Genomic DNA, 1714 nt, shown 5'->3' with positions numbered 1-1714 from the left:
GTCTAACTGCGGCCCGCGGCCGACATGCAGGAGCCTCGCCCCGGCCGGCAGCAGGGAAAAGAGTTCCGCATCGAGAATGCCGCGGGTTTCCTCCGTCAGCGGCAGCAGGCAAACGAGAATATCCGTCCTTGCGAGGAAACCGGCAAGCTGATCCGCTCCATAAAAGCAGGTGACGCCGTCGATCTCCTTCCTGCTTCGGCTCCAGGCAGCGAGGGGAAAGCGAAACGGCAGCAATCGCTCGATAGCCGCCTGCGCCAGCATGCCAAGGCCCAGAAAACCCACGCGGCGCTCGGCGGCTTGCGGAGCGGCAAGACCGAGCCACGACTGGCGCTTCTGCTGTTCACGATACGCCACCATATCCCGGTGGAGACTCAGCACGCCGAGAACGACATATTCCTGCATCATGCGAATGATGCCGTCCTCGACCATGCGCACCAGCTTCACCTGCTGAGGCAGGCTTTCACGCTTGAACTGGTCGACGCCGGCGCCAAGCGAAAACAGCACTTCGAGAGTGCGATAGCGCGCGATGTCATCTGGTGACGTCCAGGTCAGGAGGTAGCGCACCTTCTCCGGGTCGACACATTCGCTGCTGTGGAACAATTCGACGTCCGGGAGCTCGCGTGCGAAAACCTTGCGGAAGACTGCTGCGCGCACCGGGTCGGAATTGAAAAGAAAAGCCATGAAACCGCCCTCTCCCGCTATGCGGCAAGGCGCTTGCCGAGACGCTCGATCATGCTCTGGCAGGCAACAAGTTCGCCGATCTCAATATATTCGTTGGCACGATGAGCCCGGCTGATATCGCCGGGACCGCAGATGATCGCGTCGATGCCGGCCTGCTGATAGAGACCAGCCTCCGTGCCGTAGCTCACCGCAGACAGAGGCTCCCGCCCCGTCAACTCGGTCAGAAGGGCTGCCAAACCACTCTCCTGCGGGAGCGAAAGCCCCGGATACGCGCTCAGCTCATGCCACGCCACGTCAAAGCCACTGTCACCGAGCGCGATTAGCTGGGCCTTTACCGGCTCAAGCAATGATGATGGGGACACACCCGGCACGGCACGGACCTCGATATCGGCGGTGCAGCGATCAGGGATGATGTTGACGGCTTGGCCGCCAGCGATGACACCAACCTGCAATGACGAGTATGGAGGCGCGAAATCCGTGTCGAACGGCCCATCCGCGAGGGTCTGACCATAGGCCACGATCTGCGTGACGAGACCTGACATTGCATGCACGGCATTCTGTCCCAGCTCGGGCCGGGAAGAATGGCCGGACCGTCCTATCACCTCGAGCCGCGCGGCCGCCTTGCCTTTGTGCCCCCGCACGGCTTCCATCCGGCTCGGCTCACCGATAATCGCGCCAAGCGGCTTCTCGCACAGGCTTGGCAGGGCGGCGATGAGATGCGGCACACCACGGGCACCCGCCTCCTCGTCATAGGAGAATGCGAGATGAATGGGCCGCTGCAAGTTCGTCGCCGCAAGCCGCGGCAGCGCGGCCAGCACGCAGGCAAGAAAGCCCTTCATGTCGGAGTTGCCCCGGCCATGAAGCCTGGCGCCATCGTGGCGCAGAACAAAGGGATCCGAGTTCCATTCCCGCTCACCGGCCGGCACGACATCCAGGTGGCCCGACAAGATGTAGCCGCAGGCCCGCCGCGGCCCGATCGTGACAAACAGGTTGGACCGGTCGCCTTCGGGGCCGCAAAGGACGGTCGTTTCTG

General features: G+C 63.1%; 2 protein-coding genes. Both read right to left on the bottom strand.

Translation table 11 applies throughout. The annotated features are described in order from the left end of the window. Positions 1-681 (bottom strand): NAD(P)-dependent oxidoreductase (locus FJ980_RS30625; protein WP_140547314.1); only part of this gene is annotated, 681 nt, incomplete at its 3' end. A gap of 17 nt (positions 682-698) precedes the next feature. Beyond that, the coding region (gene argE / locus FJ980_RS30620; protein ID WP_246676627.1) for an acetylornithine deacetylase at positions 699-1714 on the bottom strand (1016 nt) is incomplete at its 5' end.

The sequence above is a fragment of the Mesorhizobium sp. B1-1-5 genome, from assembly GCF_006443065.1.
In the GTDB taxonomy this organism is placed as follows: domain Bacteria; phylum Pseudomonadota; class Alphaproteobacteria; order Rhizobiales; family Rhizobiaceae; genus Mesorhizobium.
This window is presented reverse-complemented; position numbering and strand designations above follow the sequence as displayed.